Origin of the sequence: Alginatibacterium sediminis (genome assembly GCF_003610775.1) — a bacterium.
GTDB classification, from domain to species: Bacteria; Pseudomonadota; Gammaproteobacteria; order Enterobacterales; family Celerinatantimonadaceae; genus Alginatibacterium; species Alginatibacterium sediminis.
On record NZ_RAQO01000004.1, the window covers coordinates 819,197 to 834,567 of the forward strand.

Genomic DNA, 15,371 nt, shown 5'->3' on the forward strand with positions numbered 1-15,371 from the left:
TAAGCAAAAATGAGTAGGAATTAGTCTTGGTTAATTCGGCTAGCAACAGCACCTGACTGACCTTTGTATTTAGCATCACTCCGCTTGTTGTAAGGCCTAGTTGCTGGAGCTGAAAGCGTTTCAAAGTTTAAAGCTCCAATACACATGTTGGGCCGCAGCGCTAATGGAAGTTTTCCAGAATTATAAAACTCAAGCACAATACGTCCTGACCAGCCTGGATCGATACGATGTGCCGTGACATGTACCATTAAACCAAGACGAGCTAGTGATGAGCGCCCATCTAACCATCCAACTATATCTGCAGGCAAGGTGACATGCTCTAAGGTAACCGCTAAAGCGAGTTCACCTGGGTGTAAAAAGAAAGCACCGCCCTCTTCAATCACAATTTCGTCGCTCATTACTTTTTCGAGTTGTTCACTCACTTGTTCACGAGGCCCACTGAGATCGATAAACGGAGCGGTGTGGTCGTTGAAAACACGAAACTCTTTACCCAAACGTACGTCAACACTCACACCGGTTATGGAGGAGTCTTCTGGGCGAGGCTCAATAATGATTGCACCTTTATCTAAATAATCGATGATATGTTGATCTGATAAACGCATAGTTACTTCTCTGCTAATAGGTGGCGAATTCGTGTATTAATGATATCAATAGCAATACGGTTTTTACCCCCGCGAGGAATGATGACGTCGGCGTGTTGCTTTGACGGTTCGATAAAACGTAAGAACATTGGGCGTACAGTCATGTGGTACTGCGCGAGTACACCGTCTAATGAACGGCCCCGTTCTTTCATATCCCTTTGAATGCGTCGCGCTAAACAAATATCTAAGGGCGTATCCATAAAGATAGTAGTATCGAGTTTTTCGCGAATTGAACTTGAACTTAGTAGTAAAATCCCTTCAACAATGATGACTTGGGTTGGTTTTACAGTTTTGGTAGTTTTAAGACGAGTATGGGTTTGATAACAGTACTGTGGCAGTTCAATGCTTTCCCCATTTTTCAATTGCTCTACTTGTTTAACAAGTAATTCATGATCCAATGACGACGGATGGTCATAGTTGGTTTTAACGCGGTCTTCCATTGACAGATGATCTTGCGGCTTATAGTAATTGTCTTCATTAATGACACAGATCCCGCCTTTTCCGTACTCAGCCCGGATTTCATCTACAATGGTTCTAGCAAATAAACTCTTACCTGAGGCAGACGCCCCTGCAATGCCAATAGCGACACATCTACTTTGTGAAAGACTCATAACAACTCATTTTAGGAATTTGTGCTAAGTATAGGTGTAATCTCGATTCAGGTCACGGACTTAGTATCTATCTGGAGGCTTTAAAAGCCTAGGAAAGCACTAGAATATCCGCTATTATTTGTCGCTTGATTTTGTTCCCATTTCCTCGACATTTTGGCCTGTTTATGACTCTTGAAAATCGTCAAATCTTAGTAACTTCTGCTCTACCTTATGCCAACGGTTCAATTCACTTGGGCCATATGCTAGAGCATATCCAAACTGATATTTGGGTTCGTTTCCAAAAATTACGCGGCAACCAGTGCATTTATGTTTGTGCCGATGACGCACATGGCACGCCTATCATGCTTAAAGCACAAGAATTGGGTATAAGCCCAGAGCAAATGATTGACGATACTCGTATCGAACATATGGCCGATTTTTCAGACTTTTTGATTGAGTACGATAACTACCATTCAACACATAGCGACGAAAACCGTGAACTGTCAGAGTTAATCTACAATCGACTTAATGACGCCGGGCACATAAAGACCCGAACAATTTCTCAATTGTATGACCCAGAAAAGCAAATGTTTTTGCCTGACCGCTTTGTTAAAGGTAGCTGTCCAAAGTGTGGTAGCGAAGACCAAAATGGTGATAACTGTGACAATTGTGGTGAAACATATAGCCCTACGGATCTTGTTAACCCACGCTCTGTTGTTTCTGGCGCAACACCTATTTTGAAAGATTCAGAGCACTACTTTTTCGACTTACCAGCTTTCTCTGACATGCTAAGTGAATGGACAAAATCTGACTCACTACAATCCGAGATGTCAAACAAACTAGCTGAATGGTTTGAGCAAGGACTACAGCAATGGGATATTAGCCGCGATGCTCCCTACTTTGGATTCCAAATACCAGGCACTGAAAACAAGTTTTTCTATGTTTGGCTAGATGCACCAATCGGCTACATGGGGAGTTTAAAAAACCTATGTGATAAATCAGAAGGCCTTAATTTTGACGACTTTTGGGCCAAAGACTCAAAAGCCGAGGTTTACCACTTCATTGGCAAAGATATTATTTACTTTCATAGCCTATTCTGGCCTGCAATGCTTGAAGGTGCGGGTTTTAGAAAACCCACTAGCGTATACGCCCATGGGTATGTAACCGTCAATGGCGCAAAAATGTCTAAGTCTCGTGGTACCTTCATTAAAGCGCGTACTTACCTAGACCATTTGCAGCCAGAATATCTGCGTTATTATTATGCAGCTAAACTTAACAGTCGGATTGATGATCTCGACTTAAACCTCGAAGATTTCACCCAGCGGGTAAACTCTGACTTGGTTGGTAAGGTTGTAAATATAGCGTCACGTACAGCTGGCTTTATTACCAAGCGCTTTGATGGACAGCTTTCAAGTGAGCTTTCTAATCCACAACTTCTGGCTGAGTTTGTTAGCGCACAAGCCACGGTTGCCAAATACTATGAAGAGCGTGAGTTTAGCAAAGCTATACGCGAAATAATGGCGCTTGCTGACAAAGCTAACCAATACATAGCGGAGCTAGCTCCATGGCAATTAGTTAAAGATCCAGAACAGCAACAACTAGCGCACCAAGTATGTAGTCTTTCACTGAATCTATTTAAAGTACTCATGACTTACTTAAAACCGATTCTTCCTCAACTGGCAAAGCAAGTTGAAGAATTTATGTTAGTTGAACTTCGCTGGGATAACTTAGAGCAAACTCTGCTTTCGCACCAAATTAATCCATTCAAAGCCTTGATACAGCGCATCGATCCAAAGTTGGTTGCGGCTATGGTTGAAGACTCCAAACAAGAGGTTGAAGCCGGTCAAGCCAAAGCTGAGCCAAAGGCTGCTAAACCAAAGAAAGCAAGCGCTAACAAGGTGAGCGACGACACGATAGCTGCAGAAATTAATTTTGATGATTTCGCTAAAGTTGATATGCGCGTAGCCCGTATCGTTAAAGCAGAACATGTTGCCGAAGCTGACAAGCTATTGAAACTTCAGCTAGACATTGGCGGTGAAACTCGACAAGTGTTTGCCGGCATCAAATCAGCGTATTCTCCAGAACAGCTTGAAGGTAAGCTAACCGTTATGGTTGCCAATCTAGCGCCACGAAAAATGCGTTTTGGCATGTCTGAAGGCATGGTATTAGCCGCTGGCCCAGGTGGTGAAGAACTTTGGATACTGAGCCCCGATGAAGGCGCTCAGCCAGGAATGCGCATTATGTAGTTTTTAAAACCGCCATTAATGGCGGTTTTTTTTATTCACAAGAAAATCCCTTAACTGAGCCCTCATAGTCTTGATACGTCAAAGCTAAAGCCGTAACTCTAGCGGCTGGAGAGCCGGTTTTGAGCCATAACGCTAATTTGCCTAAAGCGTCTTGCTCGCCTACAGCTAACACTTCGACACTACCGTCGTTTAAGTTTTTAGCATAGCCGCATAAGCCCAAGCGAAGCGCTTGATCAGCTGTAAAGTAGCGAAACCCAACGCCTTGAACATGTCCTTTTACAATAGCTCTAAAACTGTGCATACGCTTCAAGCTCCGTCTAAACGTAGTTATCACCTACAGAATAGGCAATTGTTTGACTTATTTCTGTAAGCGAGCGTCCACTTTGAATTCTAAGTTGGTTAAAGTAAGCTTGCACAGCGCGCATATCTCGCTGGGAACTCGGCGTTTTTTCAACGACGCCTTGGGCAATTAGCTGGCTGGTAACATCGTTGGATAACACAAAAGCATCTTTCCCCATTCGGCGCATGCTATATGCTGCAGTATTGCCACCTAAACGTGCCCCTTGTTTCTTTAGCATTAAACATAAGCCTACAAAGTCGTCATCAGGCCATTGGGCAATAAATTTTGCGAAACTACCATGTTCGATTGCCAGGCGATGTATCAACTGGGCATTGTGACTCACGGTACTAATTTTTTGCAGGTTTCTGACAATGCTAGCATCGCTGGCTAAGCGCTCAATATGCTGCTCATTGAGTAGTAGCATTTTCTCAATTTCAAAGCCAAAAAATGCACGTTCAAAATTGGGCCATTTGTTGTCGATAACACGCCAAACAAAACCTGACTTAAATATGCTACTGGTGAATGTAGACAACCATCGGTCATCTGGGATCATCGAAAGTTGTTCTTTAGACAAAGGCTGTTGTAGCAAGGATTCTAAATTTGCTTGCGATCCTTTGCGTTGAACCGCTCGTTTCCATATAGAATCGAAGTTTTCAGACTGGACTGTTGTCACACTGCACTGCCTTGCATTTGTTAGTTTATCACTGTAGAAATAGTTTACTTTACCATATTTGTACCAGACTAATGACCGAGCTTCGCTATATTGAACACTACCCAGAACACCTTGTAGAATCTATTCGACAACTCGCTGAGCAACAACGCTTAGGCATGTACCTCGCTGATAAATATCCTAATAGTCATGAAGTAAATAGTGACAAAGCACTCAGGGAATTTACTATTAACTACAAGAATACCTTCTTAAGGCAATCCGCTCCCCTTAGTAAAGTAGTATTTGACCCTAAACTCCATGTAGTCAAACATGCTTTGGGTTTACATAGTGTGGTGAGTCGGGTTCAAGGTAGTAAACTAAAATCCAAAAATGAAATTCGTATTAGCAGTCTATTTAAGCAAGGGGCTATCGAGTTTTTAGAAATGATTGTCGTTCATGAACTTGCTCACCTTAAACAGCGCCAACATAACAAGGCATTTTACCAGCTTTGTGAGCATATGCTGCCCAACTATCATCAGTTAGAATTCGACTTCAGGGTTTACCTCTGCCACCAAGAAAGCACTCTAAAATGACGTTCTATAGGCTTAATCTAAAATAACGATGGCTCGCTTCACTGCTTTTGAAGTGTTCTACAGCGACAAAACCCAAACGATTTAAGGTGCTACAAAGGCTTTTGCCGCGACCATTACATACAAGATGTAGCAAGTTTGCACCGCTTCGTTGTGCTTTTAACATCGCGTAGTCGACCATTTGCTGGGAAATACCCGTAGAGGCATAGTCCGAATGTACCGAAAGCTTTTCAATATATAGTGCTTTGTCACCATCATCGAAGTTATAAGGAAGGCTTGGATTTTGCTCTTTAAGTATCATCGCTGCAACGGCTATTTTTCCCGAGAAGGCCAAAATAAGTTCGTCTAATCGATGTCGGGCTAACAAATGATGTGGGGTAATTTGATCACATTCCCACTGCACGTCATCCTTGCCTTCAAAACGATCTGCGGCATTCATTAAAACTTCACAAAATTGATACAATTCCAGGCTGTGTGTTGGTCGTATTTCGAGACTAATTTTGGCGCTCGTCTGCGTATCTGCAGCTATCATGTTAAATCCCTCATCCTTAAGGTAGCGAAGATGTTACAGAAATGATGCAAGAAATAAAAGTTAAAAGTGAGATATTGCTCTAAATAAAATTTTGCTAAACTAGGCACCTATTTATCAACAAGGATTTTTCATGGGATGTTGTGATCAACCAGGTTTATTGCCCTTAGCTCAGGCATTGGAGCAAATGCAACTGATATTGTCAGACGTACTGGAAATTGAAACAATTCCGCTAGCTATGGCTTATGATCGGGTCTTAGCACAAGACATTACATCTCCCATAAATGTTCCGAGTTTTAACAATTCAGCGATGGATGGTTACGCACTTCGTCATCAAGATTTAACTACCCCAGGGCAACAACTACCCTTGAGTGGTCGCATATATGCCGGTGATAGCGACATCGAAGCCTTAATACCGGGCACATGTATGCGGATTATGACCGGTGCTCCAATGCCTAATGGTGCGGACACTGTGGTTATGCAAGAAGAAACCAACGCAGACAATGATGCGATTACTTTTAACCAGCTCGCAAGGCTAGGTCAAAACGTGCGTTACAAAGGTAGTGAACTAAAGGTTTCTGATTTCGCCCTCGGAAAAGGAGTACGTCTAAAGCCAGCACAAATCGCTTTACTAGCAAACCTTGGTATTGCTGAAGTGCAAGTAAAACGCTTGCTAAAAGTTGCATTTTTCTCAACTGGTGACGAACTTCAAGCGCTGGGAAAACCCCTCGCTTCAGGTCAGATATACGACAGTAATCGCTATGCGGTTGCCGCGTTGCTAACTTCGTTGCCATGCGAGCTAATTGACATGGGCGTTATCCCCGATGATTTAGAGCTATTACGCAGTGCATTTCGTTTGGCGGACCAACAAGCTGACTTGGTGATCAGTAGCGGTGGCGTATCCGTTGGTGAGGCTGACTTCACGAAACAAGTACTTGATGAACAAGGCGAAATTAACTTTTGGAAACTAGCCATAAAGCCTGGTAAACCGCTCGCGTTTGGTCAATTAGACAATAGTGTTTTTCTTGGATTACCAGGTAATCCTGTCAGCGCTTTAGTCACCTTATATAAAGTTGGCGTCCCTTGTATCGCAGCCCTGTGTGGTTGGAATTATCAGTCAGCGCTCACCAGTCCAGCAATCTGCGACGATAGCTTAAGTAAACGTCCAGGACGACAGGATTTTCAACGAGGTGTCGCTTACCTCGATGACACCGGTCAACTACGAGTGCGAACAACTGGTGCGCAAGGTAGCGCTCTGCCAACGAGTTTAAGTTCAGGAAACTGTTTTGTTGTGTTAGAGAACGAGCGTGCTAGCGTAAGCCCTGGAGAGACGGTTCAGGTTGAGTTATTTAAAGGCATTTTAGAAGACTAGTTAAGCCAGTTAAAACTAAAACAGGCGCTGCAAGCGCCTATTTTTTTGCCCAACGCTCCACCGCTTGGCTATCGCTATCGCGATGAGATACCCAAGCGGTATTGTCACTACCCTGCTCTTTTTTCCAAAATGGTGCTCTGGTTTTTAGCGCATCCATCACAAACTCGCAGGCTTGAAATGCATCGCCACGATGCGCACTACTTACGCCAACAAATACAATCGCTTCGTTAACGTCAAGCACACCAACTCGGTGTACAACGTCCAGTCCATTGATATCAAATCGCTCGATGGCTTCAAGGTTAATTTGTTCGAGCACCTTTTCTGTCATACCTGGATAATGCTCAAGTTCTAAGCTTTGAATGGTTTGACCAAGGTTCATGTCCCGCACATGACCAACAAAAGTCACTACAGCACCAGCGCTTGAATTACTGGCAAGCGATGCATAACGCTCGGCAACATCAAACACTTGGGTTTGCACACTTACGCGACTAAAGGTCATTTATCCACCCGTTACTGGTGGGAAAATTGCAACTTCACAATTCTGAGAGATGAGGTCTGTAACTTGTGCCTGCTCTTGGTCAATAGCAAAACAAAGGTCAGGGCTGCTTAGAGCGTCACGCCAACTCGGGTTTTGATGCTGAAGGTAATCCAACACGGTCTGGATACTTGTAGGTGTCTCAAGCGCGTCCGAAGAGAGCTGAACCTTTGACTGTCCAAGTTGCTCACGTAAACGAGCAAAAAAAAGTATTTGAATCATAGGTGTGACTCCTGCGCAGAATTAGCGCGATACGTCCCAGATTTACCGCCGTCTTTCTCTAACAAATGCAAACCGTCAATGGTAATGTCTTTTTGAACAGCTTTACACATGTCATAAACCGTTAACGCAGCAACGCTAGCACCGGTTAGAGCTTCCATCTCAACACCCGTCTGTCCACTAAGTTTGCACAAGCAGCTGATAATCAGACTATTGTCCTGATGGTTAGCTTCGATATCAATGGCAACTTTACTTAGCATCAGTGGATGGCACAGCGGTATCAAGTCACTGGTTTTTTTAGCGGCTTGAATACCTGCAATTCGAGCGGTAGTTAGCACATCACCTTTTGGGTGCTGCCCATCAATGATCATGGCAAGTGTATCCTTGCGCATCAACACTGTGACTTGTGCTATAGCTTGGCGTTGTGTGATGTTCTTATCCGCAACATCAACCATATTGACACGACCAGCGGCATCAACATGGCTTAATTCATTTGAGTCAGTCAAGGCTTATTCCTAAGCTTTAAGATGGGGGGCAAAATTACAAGGTTTTTGACGGGAGTCTAATTGCTCTAGCAATATTTTTTGCCACGCCGTTTTACATGCATTGGTCGAACCAGGAACACAAAAAACACCAGTACGATTGATAAATCCTGCTAATGCACGACTCTGAACCGTCGAAGTACCGATTTCAGTGTATGAAATTTGTCTAAATAGCTCTCCAAAGCCTTCGATATCTTTATCAAACAAAATACTCACTGCTTCTGGAGTATTGTCACGAACCGTAAAACCAGTGCCGCCAGTGGTTAAAATTACCTGAATTTCTGGATTGATTACCCATTGACTAATTTGAGCGCGGATTTGATAGATGTCGTCGATAACGATATTTTTGTCGATTAAACGGTGTCCGGCTTCACCAAGTGCATCAGCTAAATATTGACCAGAAGTGTCGTTGCTTTCGATGCGGGTATCTGAAATGGTTAAAACTGCGATTCCTAGGCTTTTAAACTCAGCCTGCGCTAAATGCGCCATAGTGACTCCTAAGGGTAACTCACCCTAGTAAGGGGACTCACTAGGGCGATGAAACGGATTTTATTCCGCTTCAGTGTTTGCTGCTGACTCTTTGATTAAAGGCAACAATTCACCACTGCGGAACATTTCCATGATGATATCACATCCACCCACTAATTCACCGTCTACCCACAATTGTGGAAAGGTTGGCCACTGTGCATAAATAGGTAGCTCAGCACGAATGTCAGGGTTTTGAAGAATATCAACATAAGCAAAAGCTTCGCCACAGTTTTTAAGCGCGTCTACGGCTTGAGCAGAGAAGCCACAACTAGGAAATTGAGGCGAGCCTTTCATGTACAACAGAATAGAGTTATCTGCGATTTGTTGTTTAATTTTGTCGATCGTTTCCATCATTAAAACCTTATCTATAAAATCGCTGGCTAGGTAAAAACTTCAGTCTAAACCAGTCTTGGCCACGCAAAAAGAAACCGAACTTTATCAAATATTAGGCTTGGGTTCTATATTGATACAGATCAAATTTATTTTTCAATATAGCTTTGCGCCTCACTTGGCAAATGTTAGATTAAGCGTCTGTTTACGTTATTTAGTAGGTAGTAACAACCGTTGCTACCTGTCGTGTGATCGAACTTGGTGAGTTAGCAGTATAAGTTAACACTCAAGTTTATTAACAATGGAGAGTACACATGTCCTTTACCCTTCCAGCACTGCCATATGCTCAAGATGCTTTGGAACCTCATATTTCTGCTGAAACGCTTTCGTTTCACCACGGCAAACACCACAACACATACGTGGTTAAGCTAAACGGTTTAATCGACGGTACTGAGTTTGCTGGTAAAAGCTTAGAAGAGATTGTAAAAACTTCTGAAGCTGGCGTATTTAACAATGCAGCCCAAATCTGGAATCACACCTTCTATTGGAACTCTTTGTCTCCAAATGGCGGCGGTCAAGCCAGCGGTGCTTTAGCAGCGGCTATTGATGCAAGTTTCGGTTCGTTTGAAGCCTTCGTTGAGAAATTTAACGATAGTGCGGTAAACAACTTCGGGTCAAGCTGGACTTGGCTTGTAAAAAATGCAGATGGTAGTCTTGCGATCGTAAATACTAGTAATGCTGCTACCCCGCTCACAGACGAAGGCGTTACACCTCTTCTTACTTGTGACCTTTGGGAACATGCATATTACATTGATTACAGAAACGTGCGTCCAGATTACCTAAAAGGTTTCTGGGCACTAGCTAACTGGGAATTCGCAGCGGCAAACTTTGCTGGCTAATCCTCATTTTTAGCACGAAATTGGAGCCAGTCATTTTGACTGGCTTTTTTGTTTACGCTATTTCTTGTTACTATGGCGTTTCAGTAGAAGTAGGTGCTTCTTTTTCAGCAATTTGAACAACGGCTCTTCGCAAAAGGCTTTGCTTAAGCGCGTCATCTGGATCCTAAAATGCTAAAAAACTTTAAGAAACTGCTCGAGTCAGCTTTTGAACAGCCTACCGCAGTGGTCGACAACAGCAATAAACAACAACTTTCAGCAACCAGCCTACTGTTGCAAATTGCCCTTAGCGACAATCAGCTAGCTGATGATGAAAAACGTAAAACACTCGAACGTATAGTGCACTTGTTTGAGCTAAATGCTGAAGAATCACATGAACTTTTTGAGCAAGCCTTGCGTAAGGCAGAGGCGTCGACCTCAGTTTATGAATTTACTAAAGATCTCAAAGAGCTCGATTATCAGTTTCGCTACCAATTAGTCGAAGATTTATGGCTGGTTGCTAACGCAGATGCAGTTATCGATCCTCACGAAGAAGCGTTGATACGCCAAATCGCAGATCTACTATATGTGACTCAAAGTGACTATATTCGAGCCAAACAATGCGCACTACAACAATAACAAGTTCTATTCGTTTGACGCTTTAAACTGCTCGTAAGCGGCCATTATTTTGGCGTCATATTCCATGACTGTGCCGCTTACTTGCTCGACCTTTAACGATTTCCTACTACCATCACTATATTCGATACTCCATTCAGGAGTTCTGTCAAAATTGTAGCGCGCCGTAGCAACGTTTCTATACCCGATAGGAAGCGCTAATTTCATGTCCCTTTCATCTACTTCAATAACAAGTATGTTGGGTTTACTATGAAATGGCCTAGCGTTTTTCTTAAACGTATCCGCATTCCCATACTTCACAACAATTTGATAAGTTCCTGGCGATAATTCCGCTGACTTCCGAGAAGAGTTTGCAAGCTCATTGGCAGCGACACCATTGATAAAGCTTAGGTGTACGAACTGATCTAAACTTAGTTTTGCAGCCTGAACTTGCGTGGCTGAAAAAAGAATCAAGCCAAAGTAGATAGATTTCCTAATATTCATGTTCATTCTCCCGACTATAACTGTACAAAATACGTGTAGAACTAGGTTAACGATCAGAATGACCTAGGTCTTTAGTAGGCGCGATAACATCGCGCACCCGTTGCTTAAGCACTTTAGCCTCTGGAAATCCATCATCTTGGACCCGACACCAAATGAGGGTTTGATTCACGTAAATACGAAATTCACCTTTGTCACCAGGAACCAGTGCCACCTCTCCAAGTTCATCACTGAAACTTGAAAGTAACTCCTGGCTAAGCCATGACGCGCGTAGTAACCAACGACATAAACAACAATAGTGAATCGATACTCTTGGTTTGGTCTGCATAACTTAACCCACCAATGCCTTGTCCAGCTCAGAAATCTGTTTCGAAACACGCTTGGCTGAGACGGGGTATTGAGTGCCTAGTTGTTGGGCAAACAGCGAGACTCGTAATTCTTGTATGGCCCAAAATACCGCTTGAATTTGCTTAGCGTATTTGGGTTCTGGAAATTTGTTTTTCAAGGCCAAATAGTCGTTCTCGCAGCTTTGAATCTGTTGTTGCGCAAGTCGGTCACGTTGCGGATCGACAGGAAGCTTTTCAAGACGTTTTTCAATCGCTAGTAGATAGCGTTGGATATGCTTAAGCGATGACAAACCGCTTTGGGAAACAAACCCTGGATGCACCAAAGCTTCTAGCTGTGCACTAATATCTTTGTGTCCTAAAATCCATTCCAAGGGAACTTTGCCTTTAAGTTTCTTTTTAAGCGCATAGTGTTGACTAAGAAGTGGCTCAATCGCATTTACAACGTCCAAACTTTGCTGTGCGAGCTGTTGATTCACATCGTCTTTTATTTGTGTATATTGAGATTGAGATTGTACAACTTGCTCGCCGACAATTTCCAATATGGCGCAGCGAATACAGTCTTGGATCAGTTGCTCTACTTTTCCGAAAGGATTGTAATACAGTCCTAGTTTTGCTCGATTGGGCAATTTCTGTTGTAAATACTTCAGCGGCGCTGGACAATCAATTTCTAACAATCGTATCAAAGCTTGATGTTGACTCTGGGCAGCGGTTTCTTGGTCATCGAATAACTTGATTGATACGGACTTCTTGTCGTCACTAAGGGCTGGGTAAGCCTTTATGGTATATCCTTGACGCTTTTGTTCAATAAGCTGCGGCAAACTTTCAAAATCCCAAGTGGTAAGGCCTTGACGCTCCAAACCTTTATTCGGGGCTGCTTGTTGTATGCTTTCTTCGACTTTGCCACTGAGCTGTTGTTGCAAGTTTGCGTAATCACGCCCTTGGGTAATTGTTTTATATTTGGCATCAATAATATTAAAGTTAATGCGTAGATGCGCGGGAACTTGCTGCCAATCCCAAAGTTCGGCGTCTATTCTTACCCCTGTCATTCGAAGCAAGTGTTTGCTAAACGTCTCTACAAAGTCACCATCGGATGGCGACATATTGGCCAGCGCCGCTTGTGCAAAATTGGGAGCGGGCACAAAATTACGGCGTAAGTATTTAGGTAGAGATTTGATCAAGGCGATCGCAAGTTCTTCACGCAACGCTGGTATTTGCCACTTAAACTGACTCGCATCAATTTGATTGAGTAAGGGTAACGGAATACTCACGCTAACACCGTCGTCTATTTTACCCGGTTCAAACTGATAACTAAGCTTAAGCTCGATACCATCGCTACTCCAAGTGTTGGGGTACTCTTTATTGGTCACATGCTTTGCATCGTGACGCATTAACTCTTGTCGACTAAAGCTCAAAAAATCCTTGTCGTTTTGTCCTTGTTTTTTCCACCACTTGTCAAAGTGACGAGCAGAAACAATGGATTCAGGTAAACGCTTATCATAAAAATCATAAAGCTGTTGATCGTCAATTCGAATATCTCGGCGGCGACTTTTGTGCTCTAGTGCTTCTACATCGTCTAGTAAGGCTTGGTTTTCTTTGTAAAAACTATGCTTACAATTCCACTCGCCTTCAACCAAAGCACTACGAATAAATATTGTTCGAGCCATGGCTGGATCAATAGTTGCGTAGTTCACTAAACGTTTACTGATGATGGTTAGGCCATACAATGTCACGGTTTCATATGCCATGACTGATAGACGTTTTTTGGACCAATGTGGTTCATCAAATCGCGAGTGAGTCCTATGACTGGCAAGAGCTTCCAACCATTGAGGTTGGATTTTAGCAACTGTTCGAGCAAATAAGCGCGACGTTTCAGTTAACTCTGCAGCCACTAACCATTTAGGAGGCTTTTTTGCTAAACCCGAACCTGGAAACACAACAAAGCGACGGTTTCTAGCACCGAGAAACTCACGCTCTTTGTCTTTAAAACCAATGTGACTTAGCAAGCCCGTGGTTAAAGCCTGATGAATGGCATCAAAGTCAGGCTCGCGTTGGTGCAAGGGATAACCTAGTTCTCGGACTTGCTGTCTAATTTGAGTCGCTAAGTCCTGCCATTCACGTACCCGCATATAGGCTAAAAATTCTTTTTTACAGCGCTTGCGGAACGCGCTTTCACTAATTTCTTTTCTAAGTTTTTGCAGATATCGCCACAAATTCAAATACGCTGCAAAATCTGAATTTTCGTCAAAGAAACGACGATGCATTTCGTCGCTTGCTTGTTGTTTATCAAGTGGTCGCTCGCGCGGATCTTGAATGGTTAAACCTGCAACAATAACGATAACTTCGTCCACACAATCAAAATCCCTTGCAGCTACAACCATGCGCGCCAAGCGCGGGTCCAAGGGCAAACGACTAATAGCGCGTCCAATGTTGGTAAGCTTTTGTTGATCGTTTTCATCGATAGCAGCCAGTTCTTCAAGCAAATCATAGCCATCTTTAATATTGCGTTGATCCGGTGCTTGGACAAATGGAAAGTCTGCAACTTTACCTAAGCGAAGCGAGGTCATTTGCAAAATGACCGAGGCTAAGTTTGTACGTAGAATTTCAGGGTCGGTGAATTCAGGTCTGAGATCAAAATCTTCTTGTTCGTATAAACGAATACAGATGCCATCAGACAGACGCCCACAACGACCCATTCTTTGGTTAGCACTGGCTTGTGAAATCGCTTCTATGGGTAAACGCTGCACTTTAGAACGGTGGCTATAACGGCTTATTCGAGCTGTTCCTGGATCAATCACATAACGAATCCCCGGCACTGTGACTGAGGTTTCCGCAACATTGGTCGCTAAGACTATCCGTCGCTGACTATGAGAATTAAATATCCTATTTTGTTCAGCGTTCGACAGCCTTGAGAACAAGGGCAGGACTTCTGTGTTTCTAAAGTTTTGTTTATTCAGATAATCTGCGCAATCTCTAATTTCTCTCTCGCCATTCATGAAGACTAAGATGTCGCCTTCCAACTCGTTATCGAGTTCATCGACAGCGCTTTTGATACCTTCAAATAAATCGCGGTCTTGTTGGTCCTGTTTTAACGGACGATAGCGTGTTTCAACAGGGAAAGTACGGCCAGAAACTTCTAGGATTGGTGCATTTTCAAAATGCTGGGAAAATCGCTCCGGATCAATAGTCGCAGAGGTCACAATAACTTTTAAGTCTTTTCGGCGGACTAAAAGCTGTTTCAAGTATCCTAAAATAAAGTCAATATTAAGTGAGCGTTCATGAGCTTCGTCAATAATGATGACCGAATATTGATTTAGATAGCGGTCATTTTGTAATTCAGCCAGTAAAATACCATCGGTCATTAGTTTGACTTGACTGTCGGCCTGAATTTTATCATTAAATCTAACTTTATAGCCGACTAAACTGCCTAGATCTGTTTGCAATTCATCTGCAATTCGCTGAGCAACACTTCTTGCGGCAAGACGCCGCGGTTGCGTGTGGCCAATGGTTGCGTAGTTACCTAAGCCTAATTCTAGGCACATTTTTGGTATTTGAGTCGTTTTACCCGAGCCCGTCTCACCAGCAATAATTACAACTTGGTTATCTCGTATAGCCTGAGTTATTGCCAGTCGCTCCTGTGAAACCGGTAAGGCTTCTGGATACGAAATCTCAGGTAAATTTAACTGTCGATTTTTTACCGCTTCAATCGAGGACAATAAACTATTTTCTAAGCTTTGCAGTTGTTGTTGATCCTCACCTTTGAGCTGACGTAACTTACGCTGTAAAGGGTGGCGGTCTTTTATCATTGCTTGTGGGATAAGCTGCAATAGCTCACGACTTGTTAAACTCAAACTATTTCTCCGATTCGTAAGGCGCAAATGCTAGCAGTGCCAAGGTCTTGCGTCTAGGGCTGATGATCAATTCG

At 43.1% G+C, this 15,371-nt stretch carries 18 protein-coding genes; 5 read left to right on the forward strand and 13 right to left on the reverse strand.

All coding sequences use genetic code 11. The annotated features are described in order from the left end of the window. Positions 1–20: 20 nt before the first annotated feature. Both dcd and udk read right to left on the reverse strand, forming a co-directional pair. Complete coding sequence (gene dcd, locus DBZ36_RS06775; protein ID WP_120354148.1) at positions 21–602, reverse strand: dCTP deaminase; 582 nt, start codon at positions 600–602, stop codon at positions 21–23. A gap of 2 nt (positions 603–604) precedes the next feature. Then, on the reverse strand, positions 605–1,252 hold the full coding sequence (gene udk, locus DBZ36_RS06780; protein WP_120354149.1) for a uridine kinase: 648 nt from the start codon (positions 1,250–1,252) through the stop codon (positions 605–607). Between the two features lie 164 nt (positions 1,253–1,416). Here udk and metG point away from each other — a divergent pair, with 164 nt between their 5' ends. After that, on the forward strand, positions 1,417–3,477 hold the full coding sequence (gene metG, locus DBZ36_RS06785) for a methionine--tRNA ligase (RefSeq protein WP_120354150.1): 2,061 nt from the start codon (positions 1,417–1,419) through the stop codon (positions 3,475–3,477). A gap of 31 nt (positions 3,478–3,508) precedes the next feature. Here metG and yccX read toward each other — a convergent pair whose 3' ends face one another. Both yccX and DBZ36_RS06795 read right to left on the reverse strand, forming a co-directional pair. Further along, complete coding sequence (yccX, locus tag DBZ36_RS06790; RefSeq protein WP_120354151.1) at positions 3,509–3,778, reverse strand: acylphosphatase; 270 nt, start codon at positions 3,776–3,778, stop codon at positions 3,509–3,511. Between the two features lie 16 nt (positions 3,779–3,794). Continuing rightward, positions 3,795–4,490 (reverse strand): DNA-3-methyladenine glycosylase I, encoded by a 696-nt coding sequence (locus DBZ36_RS06795; protein WP_120354152.1) that lies wholly within the window; start codon positions 4,488–4,490, stop codon positions 3,795–3,797. A gap of 71 nt (positions 4,491–4,561) precedes the next feature. On the opposite strand from DBZ36_RS06795, the gene DBZ36_RS06800 reads away from it, so the two are divergent. Continuing rightward, positions 4,562–5,059, forward strand: a complete 498-nt coding sequence (locus tag DBZ36_RS06800) for a YgjP-like metallopeptidase domain-containing protein (RefSeq protein WP_120354153.1) — start codon at positions 4,562–4,564, stop codon at positions 5,057–5,059. A 4-nt stretch (positions 5,060–5,063) separates the two neighbouring features. Here DBZ36_RS06800 and DBZ36_RS06805 read toward each other — a convergent pair whose 3' ends face one another. Then, positions 5,064–5,588 (reverse strand): GNAT family N-acetyltransferase, encoded by a 525-nt coding sequence (locus DBZ36_RS06805; protein ID WP_120354154.1) that lies wholly within the window; start codon positions 5,586–5,588, stop codon positions 5,064–5,066. A gap of 130 nt (positions 5,589–5,718) precedes the next feature. Here DBZ36_RS06805 and moeA point away from each other — a divergent pair, with 130 nt between their 5' ends. Further along, positions 5,719–6,957 carry a molybdopterin molybdotransferase MoeA gene (gene moeA, locus DBZ36_RS06810; RefSeq protein ID WP_120354155.1) on the forward strand — a complete coding sequence of 413 codons (1,239 nt, stop codon included), beginning with the start codon at positions 5,719–5,721 and terminating at the stop codon, positions 6,955–6,957. Between the two features lie 37 nt (positions 6,958–6,994). Here moeA and moaE read toward each other — a convergent pair whose 3' ends face one another. Genes moaE through grxD form a run of 5 tightly spaced genes read right to left on the reverse strand, consistent with a single transcriptional unit; the run spans position 6,995 to position 9,132 of the window. After that, positions 6,995–7,456, reverse strand: coding sequence for a molybdopterin synthase catalytic subunit MoaE (moaE, locus tag DBZ36_RS06815; protein WP_120354156.1), 462 nt, complete (start codon positions 7,454–7,456; stop codon positions 6,995–6,997). Beyond that, on the reverse strand, positions 7,457–7,714 hold the full coding sequence (locus tag DBZ36_RS06820; protein WP_120354157.1) for a MoaD/ThiS family protein: 258 nt from the start codon (positions 7,712–7,714) through the stop codon (positions 7,457–7,459). Next, the gene (gene moaC / locus DBZ36_RS06825; RefSeq protein ID WP_267900173.1) at positions 7,711–8,217 is read right to left on the reverse strand and encodes a cyclic pyranopterin monophosphate synthase MoaC; all 507 of its coding nucleotides are present in this window, start codon (positions 8,215–8,217) and stop codon (positions 7,711–7,713) included. The genes DBZ36_RS06820 and moaC overlap by 4 nt, the downstream gene beginning before the upstream one ends. Positions 8,218–8,226: 9 nt before the next feature. After that, positions 8,227–8,742 carry a molybdenum cofactor biosynthesis protein B gene (gene moaB, locus DBZ36_RS06830; protein ID WP_120354158.1) on the reverse strand — a complete coding sequence of 172 codons (516 nt, stop codon included), beginning with the start codon at positions 8,740–8,742 and terminating at the stop codon, positions 8,227–8,229. A gap of 60 nt (positions 8,743–8,802) precedes the next feature. Continuing rightward, entirely contained in the window at positions 8,803–9,132 is a 330-nt protein-coding gene (grxD, locus tag DBZ36_RS06835; protein WP_120354159.1) for a Grx4 family monothiol glutaredoxin, read from the reverse strand. A gap of 293 nt (positions 9,133–9,425) precedes the next feature. Between grxD and DBZ36_RS06840 the strand changes: the two genes are divergently transcribed. Next, the gene (locus tag DBZ36_RS06840; protein WP_120354160.1) at positions 9,426–10,010 is read left to right on the forward strand and encodes a superoxide dismutase; all 585 of its coding nucleotides are present in this window, start codon (positions 9,426–9,428) and stop codon (positions 10,008–10,010) included. 168 nt (positions 10,011–10,178) lie between these two features. Beyond that, positions 10,179–10,625: a tellurite resistance TerB family protein gene (locus tag DBZ36_RS06845; RefSeq protein WP_120354161.1), complete on the forward strand. Its 447-nt coding sequence runs from the start codon at positions 10,179–10,181 to the stop codon at positions 10,623–10,625. 6 nt (positions 10,626–10,631) lie between these two features. Here DBZ36_RS06845 and DBZ36_RS06850 read toward each other — a convergent pair whose 3' ends face one another. The 3 genes from DBZ36_RS06850 to hrpA are packed head-to-tail and all read right to left on the reverse strand — an operon-like array spanning position 10,632 to position 15,297. Beyond that, complete coding sequence (locus tag DBZ36_RS06850; protein WP_158589042.1) at positions 10,632–11,105, reverse strand: DUF2057 family protein; 474 nt, start codon at positions 11,103–11,105, stop codon at positions 10,632–10,634. 46 nt (positions 11,106–11,151) lie between these two features. Continuing rightward, positions 11,152–11,430 carry a SelT/SelW/SelH family protein gene (locus DBZ36_RS06855; RefSeq protein ID WP_120354163.1) on the reverse strand — a complete coding sequence of 93 codons (279 nt, stop codon included), beginning with the start codon at positions 11,428–11,430 and terminating at the stop codon, positions 11,152–11,154. 3 nt (positions 11,431–11,433) lie between these two features. Then, positions 11,434–15,297, reverse strand: a complete 3,864-nt coding sequence (hrpA, locus tag DBZ36_RS06860; RefSeq protein ID WP_120354164.1) for an ATP-dependent RNA helicase HrpA — start codon at positions 15,295–15,297, stop codon at positions 11,434–11,436. Between the last annotated feature and the right edge of the window lie 74 nt (positions 15,298–15,371).

Excerpts from the sequence above, each read along its gene's own strand:
- moaE (WP_120354156.1), bottom strand. The coding sequence starts at position 7,456 with ATGACCTTTAGTCGCGTAAGTGTGCAAACCCAAGTGTTTGATGTTGCC.
- grxD (WP_120354159.1), bottom strand. The coding sequence starts at position 9,132 with ATGGAAACGATCGACAAAATTAAACAACAAATCGCAGATAACTCTATT.
- moeA (WP_120354155.1), top strand. The coding sequence starts at position 5,719 with ATGGGATGTTGTGATCAACCAGGTTTATTGCCCTTAGCTCAGGCATTG.
- DBZ36_RS06845 (WP_120354161.1), top strand. The coding sequence starts at position 10,179 with ATGCTAAAAAACTTTAAGAAACTGCTCGAGTCAGCTTTTGAACAGCCT.
- dcd (WP_120354148.1), bottom strand. The coding sequence starts at position 602 with ATGCGTTTATCAGATCAACATATCATCGATTATTTAGATAAAGGTGCA.
- DBZ36_RS06820 (WP_120354157.1), bottom strand. The coding sequence starts at position 7,714 with ATGATTCAAATACTTTTTTTTGCTCGTTTACGTGAGCAACTTGGACAG.
- DBZ36_RS06800 (WP_120354153.1), top strand. The coding sequence starts at position 4,562 with ATGACCGAGCTTCGCTATATTGAACACTACCCAGAACACCTTGTAGAA.
- yccX (WP_120354151.1), bottom strand. The coding sequence starts at position 3,778 with ATGCACAGTTTTAGAGCTATTGTAAAAGGACATGTTCAAGGCGTTGGG.
- moaB (WP_120354158.1), bottom strand. The coding sequence starts at position 8,742 with ATGGCGCATTTAGCGCAGGCTGAGTTTAAAAGCCTAGGAATCGCAGTT.
- DBZ36_RS06840 (WP_120354160.1), top strand. The coding sequence starts at position 9,426 with ATGTCCTTTACCCTTCCAGCACTGCCATATGCTCAAGATGCTTTGGAA.
- DBZ36_RS06855 (WP_120354163.1), bottom strand. The coding sequence starts at position 11,430 with ATGCAGACCAAACCAAGAGTATCGATTCACTATTGTTGTTTATGTCGT.
- DBZ36_RS06850 (WP_158589042.1), bottom strand. The coding sequence starts at position 11,105 with ATGAATATTAGGAAATCTATCTACTTTGGCTTGATTCTTTTTTCAGCC.
- udk (WP_120354149.1), bottom strand. The coding sequence starts at position 1,252 with ATGAGTCTTTCACAAAGTAGATGTGTCGCTATTGGCATTGCAGGGGCG.
- DBZ36_RS06805 (WP_120354154.1), bottom strand. The coding sequence starts at position 5,588 with ATGATAGCTGCAGATACGCAGACGAGCGCCAAAATTAGTCTCGAAATA.
- metG (WP_120354150.1), top strand. The coding sequence starts at position 1,417 with ATGACTCTTGAAAATCGTCAAATCTTAGTAACTTCTGCTCTACCTTAT.